Source organism: Thermocrinis jamiesonii (assembly GCF_000702425.1).
Taxonomy (GTDB): domain Bacteria; phylum Aquificota; class Aquificia; order Aquificales; family Aquificaceae; genus Thermocrinis; species Thermocrinis jamiesonii.
Genome location: NZ_JNIE01000008.1, coordinates 1 through 17,762, shown reverse-complemented (window position 1 = coordinate 17,762; position 17,762 = coordinate 1). Strand labels below are relative to the sequence as shown.

Annotated in this window: 18 protein-coding genes, 3 tRNA genes and 1 pseudogene; 9 read left to right on the top strand and 13 right to left on the bottom strand. The window is 42.0% G+C overall.

All coding sequences use genetic code 11. The features are described 5' to 3' along the window. The first annotated feature begins 22 nt into the window (after positions 1 to 22). Genes K217_RS0107215 through K217_RS0107195 form a run of 5 tightly spaced genes read left to right on the top strand, consistent with a single transcriptional unit; the run spans position 23 to position 5,378 of the window. Positions 23 to 1,267 (top strand): S41 family peptidase, encoded by a 1,245-nt coding sequence (locus K217_RS0107215; protein WP_029552446.1) that lies wholly within the window; start codon positions 23 to 25, stop codon positions 1,265 to 1,267. Further along, positions 1,264 to 2,268, top strand: a complete 1,005-nt coding sequence (tsaD, locus tag K217_RS0107210; protein ID WP_029552445.1) for a tRNA (adenosine(37)-N6)-threonylcarbamoyltransferase complex transferase subunit TsaD — start codon at positions 1,264 to 1,266, stop codon at positions 2,266 to 2,268. The genes K217_RS0107215 and tsaD overlap by 4 nt, the downstream gene beginning before the upstream one ends. Further along, positions 2,265 to 3,650 (top strand): TldD/PmbA family protein, encoded by a 1,386-nt coding sequence (locus K217_RS0107205; RefSeq protein WP_029552444.1) that lies wholly within the window; start codon positions 2,265 to 2,267, stop codon positions 3,648 to 3,650. Before tsaD ends, K217_RS0107205 begins: the two co-directional genes overlap by 4 nt. Positions 3,651 to 3,652: 2 nt before the next feature. Then, on the top strand, positions 3,653 to 4,525 hold the full coding sequence (locus K217_RS0107200; RefSeq protein ID WP_029552443.1) for a slipin family protein: 873 nt from the start codon (positions 3,653 to 3,655) through the stop codon (positions 4,523 to 4,525). Next, positions 4,500 to 5,378, top strand: coding sequence for a DUF58 domain-containing protein (locus K217_RS0107195; protein ID WP_029552442.1), 879 nt, complete (start codon positions 4,500 to 4,502; stop codon positions 5,376 to 5,378). Before K217_RS0107200 ends, K217_RS0107195 begins: the two co-directional genes overlap by 26 nt. Here K217_RS0107195 and pheA read toward each other — a convergent pair. From pheA to lipA, 3 genes are read right to left on the bottom strand one after another with little or no spacing between them, the layout of a single operon-like run. Continuing rightward, positions 5,340 to 6,431, bottom strand: a complete 1,092-nt coding sequence (gene pheA / locus K217_RS0107190) for a prephenate dehydratase (RefSeq protein ID WP_029552441.1) — start codon at positions 6,429 to 6,431, stop codon at positions 5,340 to 5,342. The two genes, K217_RS0107195 and pheA, sit on opposite strands and share 39 nt — an antisense overlap. Next, positions 6,419 to 6,856, bottom strand: coding sequence for a hypothetical protein (locus K217_RS0107185; protein WP_029552440.1), 438 nt, complete (start codon positions 6,854 to 6,856; stop codon positions 6,419 to 6,421). The genes pheA and K217_RS0107185 overlap by 13 nt, the downstream gene beginning before the upstream one ends. After that, positions 6,853 to 7,689: a lipoyl synthase gene (lipA, locus tag K217_RS0107180; protein WP_029552439.1), complete on the bottom strand. Its 837-nt coding sequence runs from the start codon at positions 7,687 to 7,689 to the stop codon at positions 6,853 to 6,855. The genes K217_RS0107185 and lipA overlap by 4 nt, the downstream gene beginning before the upstream one ends. A 23-nt stretch (positions 7,690 to 7,712) precedes the next feature. On the opposite strand from lipA, the gene K217_RS0107175 reads away from it, so the two are divergent. Further along, positions 7,713 to 7,785, top strand: a tRNA-Val gene (locus K217_RS0107175). Position 7,786: 1 nt separating this feature from the next. On the opposite strand, the gene moaC is transcribed toward K217_RS0107175, so the two are convergent. Then, entirely contained in the window at positions 7,787 to 8,536 is a 750-nt protein-coding gene (gene moaC, locus K217_RS0107170) for a cyclic pyranopterin monophosphate synthase MoaC (protein ID WP_029552438.1), read from the bottom strand. A 1-nt stretch (position 8,537) separates the two neighbouring features. Further along, the gene (locus K217_RS0107165) at positions 8,538 to 9,983 is read right to left on the bottom strand and encodes an RtcB family protein (protein ID WP_029552437.1); all 1,446 of its coding nucleotides are present in this window, start codon (positions 9,981 to 9,983) and stop codon (positions 8,538 to 8,540) included. Positions 9,984 to 10,036: 53 nt separating this feature from the next. Here K217_RS0107165 and lysA point away from each other — a divergent pair, with 53 nt between their 5' ends. Both lysA and lptB read left to right on the top strand, forming a co-directional pair. Then, on the top strand, positions 10,037 to 11,284 hold the full coding sequence (gene lysA, locus K217_RS0107160; protein ID WP_029552436.1) for a diaminopimelate decarboxylase: 1,248 nt from the start codon (positions 10,037 to 10,039) through the stop codon (positions 11,282 to 11,284). Further along, positions 11,278 to 12,006, top strand: coding sequence for an LPS export ABC transporter ATP-binding protein (lptB, locus tag K217_RS0107155; protein ID WP_425477626.1), 729 nt, complete (start codon positions 11,278 to 11,280; stop codon positions 12,004 to 12,006). The genes lysA and lptB overlap by 7 nt, the downstream gene beginning before the upstream one ends. Here the strand turns inward: lptB and topA are convergent. The 8 genes from topA to speD all read right to left on the bottom strand — a co-directional run bounded on the left by topA (position 11,969) and on the right by speD (position 17,326). Further along, complete coding sequence (topA, locus tag K217_RS0107150) at positions 11,969 to 13,594, bottom strand: type I DNA topoisomerase (RefSeq protein WP_231477012.1); 1,626 nt, start codon at positions 13,592 to 13,594, stop codon at positions 11,969 to 11,971. The genes lptB and topA overlap by 38 nt on opposite strands. After that, complete coding sequence (gene trmD / locus K217_RS0107145) at positions 13,570 to 14,319, bottom strand: tRNA (guanosine(37)-N1)-methyltransferase TrmD (protein ID WP_029552433.1); 750 nt, start codon at positions 14,317 to 14,319, stop codon at positions 13,570 to 13,572. Before trmD ends, topA begins: the two co-directional genes overlap by 25 nt. After that, a complete protein-coding gene (locus K217_RS0107140; RefSeq protein WP_029552432.1) occupies positions 14,316 to 15,179 on the bottom strand; it encodes a tyrosine-type recombinase/integrase in 864 nt (287 codons plus the stop codon). The genes trmD and K217_RS0107140 overlap by 4 nt, the downstream gene beginning before the upstream one ends. Positions 15,180 to 15,195: 16 nt before the next feature. After that, positions 15,196 to 15,267 (bottom strand) — tRNA-Val (locus tag K217_RS0107135). A 2-nt stretch (positions 15,268 to 15,269) separates the two neighbouring features. Next, positions 15,270 to 15,343, bottom strand: a tRNA-Arg gene (locus K217_RS0107130). 10 nt (positions 15,344 to 15,353) lie between these two features. Beyond that, the gene (gene pdxJ, locus K217_RS0107125; RefSeq protein WP_029552431.1) at positions 15,354 to 16,091 is read right to left on the bottom strand and encodes a pyridoxine 5'-phosphate synthase; all 738 of its coding nucleotides are present in this window, start codon (positions 16,089 to 16,091) and stop codon (positions 15,354 to 15,356) included. Positions 16,092 to 16,094: 3 nt separating this feature from the next. Beyond that, entirely contained in the window at positions 16,095 to 16,910 is an 816-nt protein-coding gene (gene moeB, locus K217_RS0107120; RefSeq protein WP_029552430.1) for a molybdopterin-synthase adenylyltransferase MoeB, read from the bottom strand. Between the two features lie 20 nt (positions 16,911 to 16,930). Beyond that, positions 16,931 to 17,326 (bottom strand): adenosylmethionine decarboxylase, encoded by a 396-nt coding sequence (speD, locus tag K217_RS0107115; RefSeq protein ID WP_029552429.1) that lies wholly within the window; start codon positions 17,324 to 17,326, stop codon positions 16,931 to 16,933. Between the two features lie 201 nt (positions 17,327 to 17,527). Here speD and K217_RS07855 point away from each other — a divergent pair. Then, positions 17,528 to 17,762 (top strand): annotated as a pseudogene (locus K217_RS07855) (hypothetical protein); the annotation flags it as partial.

Below are 17,762 nucleotides of genomic sequence, written 5' to 3'. Positions count from 1 at the left end.
TGCATTATATTATATTATCGCTATGAGAAAGCTTAATAAATTGGGAAGTATTGGAATAGCAATATTAACCTTTAGCTTAGGCTTTATAGTGGGCTTTGCTTCTCAGGGCAAGCAAGCAGAGGACGAATATAAGTATCTAAGAATTTTTACCGATGCGCTGAAGATAGTAAAAGACAATTACGTAGAGCCAGTTAGTACAAAAGACTTAATCTACGGTGCTTTGAACGGTATGACAAGAGCTTTAGATCCGTTTTCCGCCTTTTTTGATCCTAAGCAATACGAGAACTTTAAGCAAGAAACAGAAGGGGAATTTGGAGGCATAGGTATAGAAATAGGTATGGAAAAAGGAAGGCCTATAGTTATATCTCCCATAGAAGGAACCCCTGCTTACAGAGCAGGTATAAAGCCAGGTGACATAATACTTGAAGTAGATGGAGAAGATACATCAAACATGAGTCTTATGGATGTGGTGCAAAGGATTAGAGGTAAGGTGGGAACAAAAGTAAGACTTTCTATATACAGAAAGGGTATGGACAAGCCTATAATGGTAGAGCTGGAAAGGGCGTTAATAAAGATAGAGAGCGTGAAGTGGACAATGGTAGGAGAAAACGTAGGCTATATAAAGCTTTCTCAGTTTAACGAAAAGGTAAGCGTTCAAGTAGAAAGGGCTATCAAAGAACTGCTTGCCAAAGGAGCTAATGGCTTGATTTTGGACCTAAGAAATGATCCTGGAGGACTTTTGAGTGAAGCGGTAAATGTGACAGACCTATTTTTGCCCGAAGGAAAGCTCATAGTTTATACAAAAAGCAGGAATGGGGAAACCCAAAGATACTTTTCCAGACGGAAGCCAATAATACCTGATGATCTTCCTTTAGTTGTGTTGATAAACAGAGGTTCTGCAAGTGCCTCAGAGATCGTAGCTGGTGCCCTACAGGATCACAAAAGGGCTATTATTTTGGGAGAGAAATCCTACGGTAAAGCGTCCGTGCAAAACATCATACCTATGGAAGATGGTTCCGCCTTAAAACTGACAGTTGCTTACTATTACACTCCCCTTGGCAAACTCATACACAAAAGCGGTATAACTCCAGATGTTGAAATAGCCATGACTGAAAAGCAAGAAGAAGCTCTGCGAGAGGCCATAAGGCAAAGAAAACTACAAGGTAAGAACGGACTAATAGTTATACCAGAAATGGACCCTCAGCTAAGCAAAGCTTTGGAATTGATAAAATCGGGACAAAAGCTAAGGAGAGTAGCTAACATATGATAACCTTAGCAGTTGAAACCTCCTGCGATGAAACTGCCTTAGCTTTGTATTCTCAAGAGCGCGGATTAATAGGAGATGTTCTGCTTTCTCAGACTAAAATCCACCAAGAGTTTGGTGGGGTGGTCCCAGAGCTTTCTGCAAGAGAACACACCAAAAATCTTTTGCCCCTCCTGGATCTTCTTCTTAAAAAGACAAACTTTAACCTAAGTAAGATTGATTTTATCTCTTTTACCTTAACTCCCGGTCTTATACTTTCCTTAGTGGTAGGTGTATCCTTTGCTAAATCCATCGCCTATGCCCTAAGGAAACCCTTAGTGCCCGTGCATCACTTAGAAGGACACATATACTCTGTTTTCGTGGAAAAACCTATTCCTTATCCGTTTTTGGCTTTGATCGTTTCCGGAGGTCATACAGACCTATACTTAGTTGAAGGTTTTGGAAGATACACATTCTTAGGTGGAACCTTGGACGATGCGGTGGGAGAAAGCTACGACAAAACCGCAAGGCTTATGGGGTTTGGCTATCCAGGTGGGCCTATATTGGACAGGTTAGCAAAGGAGGGAAAACCTACGTATAATTTACCAAGACCTATGATAGAAGAGCCAACGCTTAATATGTCTTTCAGTGGGTTAAAGACCGCAGTAAGACGTATTGTAGAATCTGGTGAGTATTCAAAAGAAGATCTGGCTTCTTCGTTTCAAAATGCGGTTTTGGATGTGTTGGAAGCCAAAACCTTAAGAGCTTTGGAACTAACTAAGGTAAGGAGATTGATAGTGGTTGGTGGAGTTTCCGCAAACACCGGACTTCGCCAGAGGTTTAGCATGCTTGCAGACAAACTCGGCATAGAGCTATACATACCCCATCCAAAGCTATCTACAGACAACGCGGTGATGATAGCTTATGCAGGTTTGGAAAGGTTTAAAAGGGGCATAACCGCCCCTGATGATATAAATCCGGAGCCAAACATTCCGCTCGAAACCTTTGGGAGGTTGTGGTCATGAGTGTAAAGGATTACATAAAGGAAAAGGCTGGATACATACTTTCTAACTTGCTTTGCAACGGAGGAGAATACGGAGAGATATTTTACGAGAAGTCAATTACGAGCAGGATCCAATTGGAGGATAACAAAATAGACAAAGTTCAGTGGGGAATTGATGAAGGTGTGGGCATAAGGCTAATAAAGAATGGAAAAACCTATTATGGATACACTACCGATATAACCTACGAAAACCTTTTGGAAATAGCAAAGACCTTAGCTAAGGGCAGTGGTCATGGGCCAGTTGCCATTGGCAAAAAGCGTATAGTTGGATGGACTAAGGTAATAATAGATCCGGAAGAAAAGGACTTAAATTACAGGGCAGACATACTTCATAGGGCAAATGAAAAAGCCAGAAGCTTTGGAGATAAGATAAAACAGGTTTTAGTGGTTCTCATGGACAAAACGAGGGATATTATGGTGATAAACTCTTTGGGGGAAATTGCAGAGGATTTGCAAAAGAGAGTAGTGTTCTTTACAGAAGTGGTAGCAAGTGACGGTATAAACTTGCAAAGAGGTTATGAGTCTTTGGGAGGAACTGTGGGCTTTGAGATCTTTGAGGAAACACCTCCCGAGCTTGTGGCGGAAAAGGCTGCAAAGCGAGCTTTGCTTATGCTTTCTGCAAAGCCAGCACCTGCTGGACAATTTACGGTGGTCCTTTCTGGAGAAGCTGGAGGGACTATGATACACGAGGCGGTAGGACACGGATTTGAGGCGGACTTAGTCCAAAAAGGTCTCTCTGTTTATAAGGGTAAATTGGGACAAAAGGTTGCCAGCGAACTGATAACTGTAATAGATGATGGATCCCTTCAGGGTAAAAATGGCTACTTTGTGGTGGATGACGAGGGTGTCCCTTCCCAAAGGACTGTGCTTATAGAAAACGGTTATTTAGTGGGCTATATGTATGACAGGCTCTCTGCCATGAAAGAAGGAAAACAATCCACCGGAAACGGAAGAAGGCAAAGCTACGCTCACATTCCAATGGTTAGGATGACAAATACCTACATAGCCAGCGGTAAGGACAATCCAGAGGATATAATAAAGGATACCAAGAAAGGGGTGTTTGTAGTTAAAATGGGAGGAGGAGAGGTCAATACAGTAACTGGAGATTTCGTCTTTGAAATTATGGAGGGATATATGATAGAAAATGGGGAGATAACCTATCCCATAAGGTCTGCTACTCTAATAGGCAATGGTCCAAAGGTATTGCAGGATGTGGATGCGGTGGGTTGGGATCTGGGTTGGAGCATAGGTACGTGTGGTAAAGACGGACAGGGTGTGCCAGTATCGGACGCTCAGCCCACTCTTAGGATAAGATCTTTGGTTTTAGGCGGAACGGAGGTTTAATTATGAAAGGAATCCTTGATTTACTACCTTTTTTGCTTTTTTTTGCGGTGGTTCTGCTTTCGGTTTTTGGAGGTGATATACTAAAAATCCTTGGAGGTGTTGTTATGGGCTTTTCTCCACTGATAGTTATAGCTATTTTGGTTGTTATATTCTTAGCTGCAGCTGTAAAGATAGTTCCTGAGTATCAGAGGGCGGTTATCTTCAGGTTGGGTAGGGTGATAGGTGCAAAGGGTCCAGGCCTTTTTATACTCATCCCCATCATAGACAAAATGGTAAAGGTGGATTTAAGGACGGTCACTTTAGACGTGCCTACACAAGACATAATCACAAAGGATAACGTCTCTGTTAGTGTGGATGCGGTGGTGTATTTTAGGGTAGTGGATCCGGTAAAGGCCATTGTGGAAGTAGAGAACTACCTTTACGCTACCTCCCAGATAGCTCAGACCACCTTAAGAAGCGTGTGCGGTTCGGTGGAGTTAGACGAGCTTTTGGCAGAGAGGGAAAAGCTAAACATCCAGCTTCAGGAGATAATAGACAGACAGACGGACCCTTGGGGTGTAAAGGTGGTTGCAGTGGAGCTAAAGAAAATAGACCTTCCGGAAGAGCTAAGAAGGGCAATGGCAAGGCAGGCTGAGGCAGAGAGAGAAAGAAGAGCAAAGATCATCACCGCTGAGGCAGAATATCAAGCGGCGCAAAAGCTGGCAGACGCTGCAAAAATCTTAGCTTCAGAACCATTGGCATTACAGCTTAGATACTTAGAAACCATACAGAATACCGTATCTAAACCGGGGAACACAGTGCTTGTACCTCTACCTATAGAGATACTCTCTTACATCACGAAGGGCGTCGGTGAAATACAAGGTAAAGGTCAATAGAGCTGGGTTATTTTTCATAGGTATAAGCATATTTCTGGGAATATCGGCGGTAAATACTTCTAACAATCTTTTGTATTTGGTGGTTTCCTTTTTGCTCTCTTTTATGCTTATTTCTGGTCTTCTTTCTTTGTATAACTTAAAGGGCTTGGAGGTTCAGCTTATACCACCAAGGGAAGTTTATGCGGAAAGGTTGGAAAGATTTAGAATAATCGTAAAAAACAGAAAGAGTTTTCCATCCTTTACCATACTGGTTGAACAAGGACAAAGTAGAGTATTCTTTCCGTTGATAAAAAAAGAGCAAGAAGAAAGTATAGCTCTTAAATTCCCAAAGAGAGGTTTTTACGAAAAAATAAGCCTGAAGATCTCTTCGTCCTTTCCGGTGGGGCTTTTTGAAAGGTATTACGTTGAAGAAATTCCCATAAGGTTGGTAGTTTTCCCAAAGCCGATAATGGTAAAACAAAAGCTTACGGTGGAAGGCACATACAAAGGAGATTTACTAAAGATAACCAAAAAGTTAGGTTACGATCAGATTCGGAATGTTAGGGAATACAGGGGAGAACCTATAAAGTTCGTGCATTGGAAGCTTTCCGCAAAGCTGGATAAGTTTTTTGTAAAAGAGTTTGTTTCCGAAGAGAGCCCTCCCGTTGTCCTGAGCTTAGACACCGTGGATGGTGATCTGGAGGAGAGGGTCTCAAAACTCAGTTATCTTGTGCTTGACTTTTTAAGAAGGGGCTCACCGGTAGGTTTAAAGCTTGGAGACCTTTTTTTGAAACCATCCACTGGAGAAGAACATAAAAGAAGGCTCCTAACAGAGTTAGCTCTCTTCGGTAACAGCCCTGGGATAAGAACCTAATAGCTTTACCATCTGGGTCCTTTCCTTTAGACTTTCTATAGCCAGTTTCACGTTTTCATCCTCTGCGTGTCCTTCTAAATCCACAAAAAACACATAATCCCAAGCCTTTTTCCTTGAGGGTCTTGATTCAATTTTTGTAAGATTTACTCCGTATATGTAAAAGCTTTCCAAAGCTTTGTATAGCGCGCCTGCTTCGTCTTTGACTGCAAATATCAAACTTGTTTTATCTTTTCCTGTCCTTTTCACATCCCTTTTTCCGAGCACCAAAAAACGAGTGTAGTTGTTCAAGCTGTCTTGGATGTTCTCCGCCAGTATGTTTAGGTGGTAGGTGTAGGCTGCTACTTCACTGGCAATGGCACCTGCTCCCTCCTTTTCCAAAACTATTTCGCAAGCTCTGGCAGTGCTTTCAGTTTCAACAAGCTTGGCATGACTGAGGTTTTTCTCCAACCAATTTCTACATTGAGCCAACGCTTGCCTGTGGGAATAGACTTCCCTTATTTCTTCCAAGCTTGATGCATTGGAAAGAAGATGGAGTTTTATGGGTATTACCACTTCCCCCACAATTTTTACGTCAAACTCTAAGAACATATCAAGGGTATAATTTACAACTCCCTCCGTGGTGTTTTCTACAGGCACAACTCCGTAATCTACCCTTTCTGTTTCAACTTCCAAGAACACATCCCTTATGGTAGGAACTGGGATGTAATATGCGGATAAGCCAAAGTGTTCCAAAGAAGCCTGATGGGTAAAGGTAGCCTTTGGACCAAGGTAAGCGATCCTTAGCTCCTTTTCCAAGGAAAGACAAGCAGACATTATCTCCCTGAAGACGTGTCTTATTGCTTCTGAAGGGAACACCTCACCATAGACTTCCCTGTTGATTTTTATAGCCTTTTCTATAACCTCCCTCTCCCTTTCTGGAGAATAAACCTCCAGCTTGAGCTTTTTTTTAATCTCCCCTATAGCCTTTGCTAGCTCGGCCCTTTTGTTGAGAAGCTTTATGATTTCCTCATCTATAAGGTCTATCTCTCTCCTTAGTTTGCTCAGCTCTTCCATAATGGTGAAAGATACTTTGGTTTGTCCTTTAAGCTATCAAGCAATAAATGGTGTTCTTTGTTTTTTTGCTTCCAATGTTTTCTTCTCTTTCTGTATATTTCCCTTAGGTATTCCTTTAACTTAAGGCTGGGATACTTACCTTTGGCTATTTTGTGCAGATGCCACCACCACTTTTCTATGGGCTGGCTTTGGTCATCCTCCAAAGGTTCATCGCTTGACTCCATAAGTTCTATAAACTTATGCACGTTTTGAAGAAGCTTTCTGTCTGTCTTTATCACATAAGGGCTTTCTTCCAAACCCTCCTGATAAATCCTTTCTCTAAGGTTTATTATCAAACTCGGATATCCTACCCCATACTTCATCAACATTTCCAACTCCGCATAATACACATAGTCAATCTCTAAGTTGTCCCTGATTAATATCATAATGAATAATTATACACCACCTGGTAAGCTTTGTAAGAGCTTCTTACGTTGGGACCACTAACCACATACTTAAAACCTAAGCTTAAAGCAATCTCTTTTAGTTTTTCAAACTCTTCTGGAGTGTAATACTTTACCACTGGATGATGTTTTACCGAAGGTTGGTAATACTGTCCAATTGTCAGAATATCACAATCCACGCTCCGCAGGTCTTCCATAACCTTGATTATTTCATCTTCTCTCTCACCAAAGCCCAATATTAGTGCAGACTTAGTGTATATGGTGCTTCTGAGCCTTTTGGCATGTTTGAGAAGATTTAAACTCCTCTGATAGTCTGCACCTTTTCTTACTTTATCGTAAAGTCTTGGGACTGTTTCCACGTTGTGATTTAGCACGTCCGGTTTTGCATCCAAAACTACTTTTAGCGAGTCATAAGAGCCTCCAAAGTCTGGAATAAGAACTTCAACTTTAATACCTTCTATGTTTTCCTTTAAAACTCTTATACACTTAGCAAAGTGTGAAGCTCCGCCATCTTTTAGGTCATCCCTTGTAGGAGAGGTAATGACCACGTATTTTAAGTTTAAAAGCTTAACCGTTTCCAAAAGCCTGTAAGGCTCCTCCTCATCCACAGGGAGGGTTTTACCCCTTTTGAGATTGCAAAAACTACACCCTCTGGTGCAAGTATTTCCTAAAATCATGAAGGTAGCAGTGTTTGCACTAAAACACTCAGATATGTTTGGACATCTTGACTCTTCACAAACAGTGTGAAGTTTTGCATTTCTTAGGAGCTTTTTTAGTTGGTGGGTTTTACTGAGAATAAGCACAGGTTTGAGCATTTGGATTATAATTATAAATCTAAAGGCGCATAGCTCAGTTGGCAGAGCGCTGGCCCGACACGCCAGAGGTCGGCGGTTCAAGTCCGCCTGCGCCTATTTAAAAATTACCCAACCATTCTCCAAAGCTTTCAAAAAAGGCTTTTATTAGCTTCTCTGAAGGTTCAAGTTGAACCACGATTATATTACCCCTTTTGCCCACCACTACGCCGTTCTTTAACTCTGTTGGCAATACAGAGAAAAGGTGATTATTTATAACTGAGCTTATACCTAAATATTCTTCAAACTCCTCTTTTTCTGTGGTTATAAGCAGGTCAAAATTCCCATCTTGAACAACTTGAGCATGCAGGTTTTTTAGGTATTCCTCAATCAGTTTTTTAAAGCGTTCGTCTGTTCTTATAAAAACTCTTTTACCTTCCAAAGACTTCCCCCACTGAGACTTTCCACCCGATTTTTCCAAAAGTTTTATTTCCTGTATAACCATACTACTGTCTAAGCCCTTACACATATCATAGACCGTCAGCAGAGCTACCGACACCGCAGTCAGAGCTTCCATTTCATAGCCAGTTTTGGATGTTCCAAGGACTGTAGAAAAAACTTCCAAGTAGTTTTTCCCAACTTTTACTTCCACTTCAACGTGTTCAAAGGAGATGGGATGGCAAAAGGGTAGGAGTTCTGCAGTTTTCTTGCTTGCCATTATACCAGCTAATTTACACGCAGACAGCACATCCCCTTTCGGAATTTGCCCACTTAGGATCCTTTGCACAGTATCTTCTTTTAGGGAGATCTTGCCATAAGCTTTGGCAAACCTAAGGGTTATGGGTTTTGTGGATACATCTACTGTTCGCATATTAACCTTTTAGAGTTCCCAAAGGTCTGAGCCTTAGCACAAGCTTTGCAATACCCAAAGCATCCACCACCTTTACTACTTCGGAAACATCCTTGTAAGCTTGAGGGATCTCTTCGGCTACTGTTCCTTTACCCCTCGCCACCACAACCAAACCCTTAAGGACCTTTTCCAACCCTTCTTTTCTTACAAATTCCTTGGCTTTTGTTCTTGACATTAACCTTCCTGCACCGTGGCATGCGGTTCCAAAGCTAACGTCCATGCTCTTGTTTTGTCCAACCAAAAGGAAAGAATACCTTCCCACGTCCCCCGGTATTATAACGGGTTGGCCTACCTTCCTGTAAGCGGGAGGCACTTCAGGGTTAAAGGGTGGAAAGGCTCTGGTAGCACCTTTTCTGTGAACCACCAACCTTAGGACTTTACCATCTACTTTGTGTTCCTCTATCTTTGCTATGTTGTGTGCCAAATCGTATATTAGCCTGTAGCCTAATTCGTCCCAAGATAATCCAAAAAACCTCCTTATTGTGTCTGCAGTTAGGAACCCAAGGATCTGTCTGTTTGCAAAGGCATAGTTTGCTGCGCTGTTCATAGCCTTAAAGTAATTTTGACCTTCTGGAGAATTAAAGGGCATGCACGCCAGTTGCATATCTGGAATATCTATCCCGTATTTCTTCAGGGCATCCTTTGCTACCTTCAAGTAATCCACGCACACCTGATGACCAAAACCCCTTGAACCAGAATGAACCATAATGCACACTTGACCAAGGCTAAGCCCAAGCTGTTCTGCAACTTCCTCATCATAGATCTCGTCTATGGTTTGAATCTCCACAAAGTGATTGCCAGAACCAACTGTGCCAAGCTCATCTGAACCCCTTTCGTAAGCCTCCTTTGATACCTTAGATGGATCAGCATTTGGAAGAGCTCCAAAGCTTTCTATATGCTCAAGGTCTTCTTCAAAGCCAAAACCGTGTTCAACAGCCCACTTGGCTCCTTTTACAGCTACCTCTTCCATTTGGGATCTTGTAAGCTTTATCTTTCCCGTAGAACCAACCCCTGCGGGCACCGCCTTCAGTATTTCTTCCATAAGCTCCCTTCTTACGGGATACACTCTATCTGCGGTGAGATTGGTGGCTATGAGCCTAACTCCACAGTTTATGTCGTATCCCACAGACCCTGGGCTTATTATTCCCCCTTCCTTTGGGTCAGTTGCCATAACACCCCCTACAGGGAAACCGTATCCCACATGAACGTCCGGCATGACGTATATAGCCTTCTTTACTCCCGGCAAAGTTGCGGCGTTTGCCGCCTGTCTTATAGCATCTTCTTCTAAGATCTCAAAGAGCCTATCGCTCAGGTAAAAATACACGGGCACTTTTTGTCCTTGAACGGTGTTTTCTTTTAGTTTATAAACGTATGGTTCAACTTCAACAAGCTCTTCTTTTAGCCCCATAAGCTTATAATTTAAGCTTTTTGCTAAACCTTGTGATAGAATAAGATTTTATGCTGTTGAAAGAGTATAATCCCTATCTTGAGTATAAAGATGGAGAGCTTCATTTAGAAGGTGTTTCTTTGAAAAACTTGGCAAAGGAATACGGCACCCCGCTTTATGTTTATAGTGCTTCTTACATCAGAGATAGGGTAAGAGCCTACAGGCGGGCTTTTCCAGAGGCTCTTATATGCTATGCGGTAAAGGCAAATTTTAATCCTTCAATAATAACCTTAGCTAAGGAGGAAGGAGCTGGTGCGGATGTAGTTTCTGGTGGTGAGCTTTATTTGGCTTTAAAGGCGGGTGTGGATCCTTCCAAAATAGTCTATGCGGGTGTGGGAAAGACAGTTCAAGAAATAGAGTTTGCGGTTAAGCAAGACATTTTGATGTTCAACGTAGAGTCCTCTATGGAACTTGACGTGCTAAACGATGTGGGGCAAAGCTTAGGGAAAAAAGTCAGAATAGCCATAAGGGTAAATCCGGACGTGGATCCTAAAACCCATCCTTACATATCTACTGGTATGAAGAAAAGTAAATTTGGCATAGATATAAAGCAGGCAAAGAAGGAGTACGAATACGCAAGGAAGCTGAAAAACTTGGAGATCGTCGGGATACACTGTCATATTGGCTCACAGATACTGGACGTTTCTCCTTACATAGAGGCGGTGGAAAAGGTGGTAGAACTTTACTGGGATTTAAGCAAGTCTGGGTTTGACATAAAGTATTTAGACCTTGGTGGTGGCTTGGGTATAAAGTATCAGCCAGATCAGGCAAACCCAGAGCCAGAAGATTTAGCCCACGCCATAATGCCAAGCTTGAAAGATGTAAAGGCACAGATAATTTTAGAGCCCGGAAGGTCCATAGTGGGGAATGGGGGTATCTTGATAACTCAAGTGCAGTTTCTAAAGGATAAAGGACACAAGCATTTTGTGATAGTGGATGCGGGTATGAACGACCTTATCAGGCCTGCCATATACTCCGCCTATCATCACATAGTACCTGTGGTGGAAAGAAACTCAAAATACATAAAAACTGATGTGGTGGGTCCCATATGCGAAACTGGAGACTTCTTAGCTTTGGACAGGGAAATTCCTTACGTTGAAAGGGGAGATTATCTGGCTGTGCTTTCTGCGGGAGCTTATGGCTTTGCCATGTCCTCCCAATACAACGCAAGACCAAGAGCTTGTGAGGTTTTAGTGGAGAAGGGAAGTGTGAAAGTGATAAGAAAAAGGGAAACTTACGAAGATATAATTTATTCATATTGAAGGACTTACTTATTGCTGACGGTATAAAGAAAAGATACAAAGACAAGGAAGTTTTAAAGGGGGTTAGTCTTTATGTAAGAAGGGGAGAGGTGGTAGGGCTTTTGGGTCCCAACGGTGCGGGAAAGACCACCCTTTTTAACTGTCTGGTGGGCTTTTTGCCGGTGGATGAAGGAAAAATAGAGCTGGAAGGTAAAGATATAACACACATGCCTGCCCACAAAAGGGCAAAGGAAGGCTTATCCTTTCTTCCACAGGAGCATACGCTCTTTGAAGATCTAACTGTTATGGAGAACTTGCTTATCTTTTTAGAGTTCTTTGAAGAAAGCAGGGAAGGACAGCTAGCAAGGGCAGAAGAGCTTTTAACGGACTTTGGACTTTACGAGCTAAGAAATCAAAAGGCGGGGAGCTTGTCCGGAGGTCAAAAGAGAAGGTTAGAAGTTGCCCGTTGTCTTATACCAAAACCCAAATACATTCTATTTGACGAACCTTTTGCAGGCATAGACCCAATAATGGTATCAGACATAAGACAGCTAATACTTAACCTAAAAGCTCAGGACATAGGCATTCTTATAACAGACCACAACGTCAGAGAAACCATAAGAGCGGTGGATAGGGTGTATATTATTTCAGAAGGTTCCATTTTAGCCCAAGGAGAACCTTGGCAAGTAATAGAAAATCAGAAGGTTAGAGAAGTTTATCTTGGTAAAGATTTCCAGCTATGATTTCGTTAAAAAGATGTCTCACCGTTTCTTTCCAATCCTTTTTACCTTCTTCTACCAAATCCAAAAGCTCTTCCATCTTAGCAGTATAGCTGTAATCTACGAGCTTTGGAAAGTTTTGCATAAGAAAGTCCACCACCTGAAAGGCTATAGGAGTAGGCTTTAGTTCGCCCTTTTCTACCACCACATAACCCCTTTCCTTTAGGGTTTTTACTATTGTGGAGTAGGTAGATGGTCTTCCTATGCCCAAGTCTTCCAGTTTTTTTACAAGGCTTCCTTCTGTGTATCTCTTGGGTGGTTGTGTTTGTCTTTCTTCCAAAAGGATCTGCTTTGGCTTTAAGACCTGTCCTTCTTTAAGTTTTGGTAGTTTTTGCTGTAAAAAGTCGTGCGGATAAAATTTAGACCAACCGTCAAAGATCAGCACCCTTCCTTTTGCAACTATTTCAAGGTTTTCTTGCCCTATGGGAACCAAAGTTACCCTTTGGTTTTCCAAAACAGCAGGTGTGGATAGGCTTGCTAAGGTTCTACCAAGTATCAGCTCAAAGAGCAAGAGTTCTTCTTTGCCTTCCGGTTTTTTGTAAAGGTTTGTGGGTCTTATGCACTCGTGAGCGGACTGTACGTGAGCCTTCTCTTTAAATCTTCTGAGAGTGCCCACGTAGTCTTTTCCGTAGTGCTTTTCTATCCAAGCCAGAAATTCCTGAGCCTTTTTTTCGTTCATGCGGTGGGCATCCGTTCTTGGGTAAGTGATAAAACCCTCTTCGTAAAGCGCTTGGGCAATCTTCATCGTTTTTTCCACACTCAGCTTTAACCTTTCGTTGGAAGCTCTCTGAAGCTCTGGAGTGTTAAAAGGTTTGGGTGGTGCTACCTTTTCTTGCCACCTTTCCACCTGTTTTACTTCAAAGAAAGCATTTTTTAGCTTTTCCATGTAAGGTTTAGCATTTTCTGGCTTTTCAAACCTTACTTCCAAATAAGCGTGAAAGTCCTCAAAAACTACCTTTACATAGTAAAACTTTTTCCTTCTGAAAGCCTGTATTTCCCTTTCCCTTTCAACTATCAACCTCAGAGCAGGGGACTGAACCCTTCCCACAGAAAGTCCCCTTTGTTTTAGCTCTTTACAAAGCTCAGGAGAAAGTAAGTATCCGATGAGTCTGTCTAAAACCCTTCTTGCAAACTGGGCTTTAACAAGGTTGAAGTCTATGCTCCTTTTTTCCTTTATAGCCTTTTTTATTGCCTCCTCCGTCACTTCGTAGAAATAAACCCTGTATATTGGTTTTTTTGTCTTCCTTAGCTCTTCCCAGAAAAAGTAAGATATAGCTTCTCCCTCTCTGTCTGGGTCTGTTCCAAGGAGAATAAGCTCAGAATTTATGGCATGCCTTTTTATGTCTTCAAAGACCTTTCTTTTGCCTTTTCTCCACTCAAAGAAAGGAGTTAAAGTTTCTAAGTCAACTCCGAGCTCGTCTTCTGGCAGGTCCTTTATGTGTCCTCCTGACGCCTTCACCAAATATCCCTTTCCTAAGTATTTGCTTATGGTCTTTGCCTTTGTGAAAGATTCTACTACAAAGAGAATCATGGATTTCCTCTTTTCAGCCACTCCTCAAAGGAAAGACCACCTTTTATAGCTTTTAGCATCTCTTCTTCCAAAGGCGACAAGTCCTTGGGAACAAGGTCTGGTCTCTTTTCCAGCGTTCTCTTTATAGAATGCCAAAGTTCCCACAGCTCTATTACCTTGTGATTGCCAGAGAGCAACACCTTTGGCACCTGCATACCTCTGAACTCGGCGGGTCTGGTATAAACTGGAGCACCAAGCCACCTTCTAAATGAGTCTTTTTTTATACTTTCTGGCTCGCTCAGAACACCAGGTAAAAGTCTTGCTATTCCTTCCAAAAGGGTTAAGGCAAAAAGCTCTCCACCAGAAAGCACAAAATCTCCCAAAGAAAGCTCTTCGTCCGCCAAAAAGCTAACCCTTTCATCAATACCTTCGTATCTTCCGCATATTACCAATAAACTGCTTAGCTTGGAGAGTCTGTCCAAGTCTTCCTGAGTTATCACCTTACCCCACGGTTGGGGTATTATGGTATAGGGCTTTCCATACTTAGAAACTATATCCTCGTAAGCCAAGACTATTGGCTCTGGCTTTAGGACCATTCCCGGATGCCCACCGTAAGCATAATCATCCACTTTCCCTTTCGGCGCATAGTCCCTAAGGTTTATGGGAATTACTTCCAACATTCCCTTTTTTATAGCCTGAGAAACTATACCATACTGACAAAAACACTCAAACAAATTTGGAAATATAGTTATCAAGAAAAATTTCATCCCCTTAGAAAGCTCTCTACTATACTTTTTGCTCTTTCTTGGTTAAAGCGGTAATAGATGTCTATGGTGGTTTTAATGTTTGCATGTCCTGCAAACTCTTTGACCAACTCCACTGGAAAGCCCTGATTTATAAGGTTTGTTATGTAGGTGTGTCTGAAACTGTACAAAGAAAAGTGAATGCGGAGCCTTTTGGAAAGCCGGTTTGTATAAACCTGCAAGGAACCCGTGTTTGTGCTTAAGGTTTCTTCGTAATTTTTCAAACACTTATCCAAGCTTTCTGTAAATCTATAGGTGTCTTCCCTTGACGGTCCAATCAAGGGTGCCATCCTCTCCCTTTTCCTTTTGGTTATCTCTGCAGGCAGGTGTATCCAATATATACCGCTCTTATCTAAGAAAAAGTGTTCAGGTCTAAGATTTTTGTATTCGGATAGCCTTATCCCACTGTATAAAAACAGTTTGTATATGTTTTCATACTTAGAACCTTTAACCTTTTGAAAGATGATTTCCAACTCCTTCTTTCCCAATGCTTTGGGCCTTCTGTAAAGTTTGTGTAATCCATAATCCTCTTTTATTTCCTCTATAGTCTCTTCTATCTCAGAAAGTTTCTCTTTGGGTAAAAAACCGCCTTTTGTTAAAAACCTGTAGAAGTGTTTGATGGCGGAAAAGTGAGTTAGAAGGGATGCTGGGGAAAGCTCTGAAGAATCTGCATACTGATAAAGCTCCTTTGAGGATACCTCAAGAAGGTTTTCATTTATGTTCAGCTTTTTTAGAAAAGACTTTATGGCATTTGTATAGGTTATAGTAGTCCTTTCACTTTTTGTTTTTTCTAAGTGCCTTTTCCAAAGTTCTAAAAGCTCCACTAAATAAATTATAAAATGGGCGATGGAGGACTCGAACCTCCGACCTCCATCGTGTGAGGATGGCGCTCTACCACTGAGCTAATCGCCCAACGTCCCCGGGAGGAGTCGAACCTCCGACCTCGAGATTAGGAATCTCGCGCTCTATCCTCCTGAGCTACGGGGACTAATATTTAATTATAACAACCCTTCTTTTATCCTTTCAATAAACTCTTTTACTGCCCTTTCAAAGCCAAAAAGAACCGCATTGGAAACTATGGAGTGTCCAACGTTTAGCTCTTCTACATAGTCTTTTAGTTCTCTCACCAAATCTGCCACATTGTGGTAAGTTAGTCCGTGTCCTGCATAGACTCTTAAGCCAAGCTCCTTGGCTAACAAAGATGCTTTTTTTAATCTTTCAAGCTCTTCTCTTGCTTGTTCTTTTTTGTGTTCGTTCCAAAGGTTAGCGTATCTTCCGGTGTGTAGCTCTACTGCATCCGCACCCACAGTTTTTGAAGCAGCTATCTGTTCTTCTTCAGGTTCTACAAACAAAGACACTTCAATGTTAGCAAGCTTTATTTCTTTAAGGTAGTCTTTCAAAAAGCTTTCTAACCTTACCACGTCCAAACCACCTTCCGTAGTTATCTCCTCCCTTCTTTCTGGAACTAAGGTTACTCTGTTTGGTTTTACTTCAAGGGCTATGTTTTTCATCTCTTCCGTAGGTGCCATCTCAAGGTTTATGGGAATTTTTATTAGCTTTTTAATGAGCCTTAGGTCTTCGTCCTGGATGTGTCTTCTGTCTTCCCTTAGGTGCAATGTTATTTGGTGCGCACCCGCTTGCTGAGCTATGAGTGCAGCAAACACGGGGCTTGGCTCAAAGGTCCTTCTGGCTTGCCTCAGCGTAGCTACGTGGTCTATGTTCACACCTAAGCGCATGTTTTAAAAGTGCATATCGCAGACTTGTTCGTATTCCACAAGCTCTTTGATGACCGCCTTTTCACTGCAAAGGGGACAGCTTGGATCCTTTCTGAGCTTTACCTTTCTAAAATCCATAGAAAGGGCGTCCATTATGAGAAGCTTACCTACAAGGGGCTCACCTATTCCAAGAATGAGCTTTATAGCTTCCGTAGCCTGTATGCAACCCATAATACCACCTATGGAGCCAAGAATACCCGCTTCTTGGCAAGAAGGCACCAAACCTGGTGGTGGAGGTTCCGGAAAAAGACACCTATAGCAGGGCGACTCGTCCTTTTTTCTGAAGTCAAACACGGATATTTGACCTTCAAACCTAAGCATGGCCGCAGAAACCAAAGGCTTTCCAGCAAAGTAACACGCATCGTTTATTAAAAATCTGGTGGGAAAGTTATCAGTCCCATCCAAAACCACATCGTAGTCCTTGATTATGTCTAAGATGTTTTCTTTATTCAAGCGTGTGTTGTAAGTTATTACCTTCACATCGGGGTTTAGTCTCTCCACAGTTTGCTTTGCGGATTCTACCTTTGGAGTTCCAACCCTGTCTGTGTTGTGGATGACCTGTCTTTGCAGGTTAGAAAGATCCACCACGTCAAAATCTACTATGCCGATAGTTCCCACACCTGCAGCGGCTAAATACAGTATGGCGGGAGAGCCCAAACCACCTGCACCTACCACTAAGACCTTAGACTTTAATAGCTTTTCCTGTCCCTTACCGCCCACCTCGGGCAGTATAATGTGCCTTGCGTATCTTCTTATTTGTTCTTCCGTAAAGCTAAACATTTCCTACCTCTAAGATTAATTTAAACCCTTAAGAGAATACTACGCAAATCGGAACCCTCGGAACTTTCTATCAATCCCCTCTCATGCACCTGCTTATCCACCCTCGTTGGTTCCAAGATAGATACTATGTAATCCATGGCTTTGTAAGCCTTAGATGGATCACCGCAGGTATAGACATCCACTGTAGCCAAACCGTGCTCTGGCCATGTGTGGATGGATATGTGCGATTCAGCCAAAAGAATAACCCCCGTAGCTCCATGCGGTTGGAATTGGTAGTAGTGAGAGGAGATCTTTGTAAGACCTGCCACTTTTACTGCACTTTCCAAAAGGTTTTTTATGTCTTCCACTCTGTCAATTAGGTCTGGGTTAATGCCGTGCAGGTCTGCTAAGATATGCAGTCCGAGGGTTTTTGCCATTTCCTCTCCTCCTTGTCAAGGTTTTTTAACAATCTTGCAAACCAAACCATAACAAAAACCTCCTTTAACAAAGATAACAAATTATAATAACTCTTATACGTCGGGTGAGAAATTAAGAAAAATGCAAGTTTTCTTGTTAGAAAGCCCTTTGGAGGGCAGGGACTTATAATATCCCTAAACCCTACCAAAGGAGGAGCAAAAATGAATTATCTTTCTAATCTATTCCAACAAATCCAACAGACAATACCTATTTACTGCCCAACTGTCTTATCTACAAAAGTAGGAAGAACTCCTAAAGTGTCTGACGTGCAACTCTGCGCACTCTATATACTTTCCTACATCACCAACATCCCAGTGCTTAATCTCGCAAAAACACTTATTGACTCTTCCATACAATCTTGGCATCTATTCAGAAAAGAAAGAACAAAAAGAATAT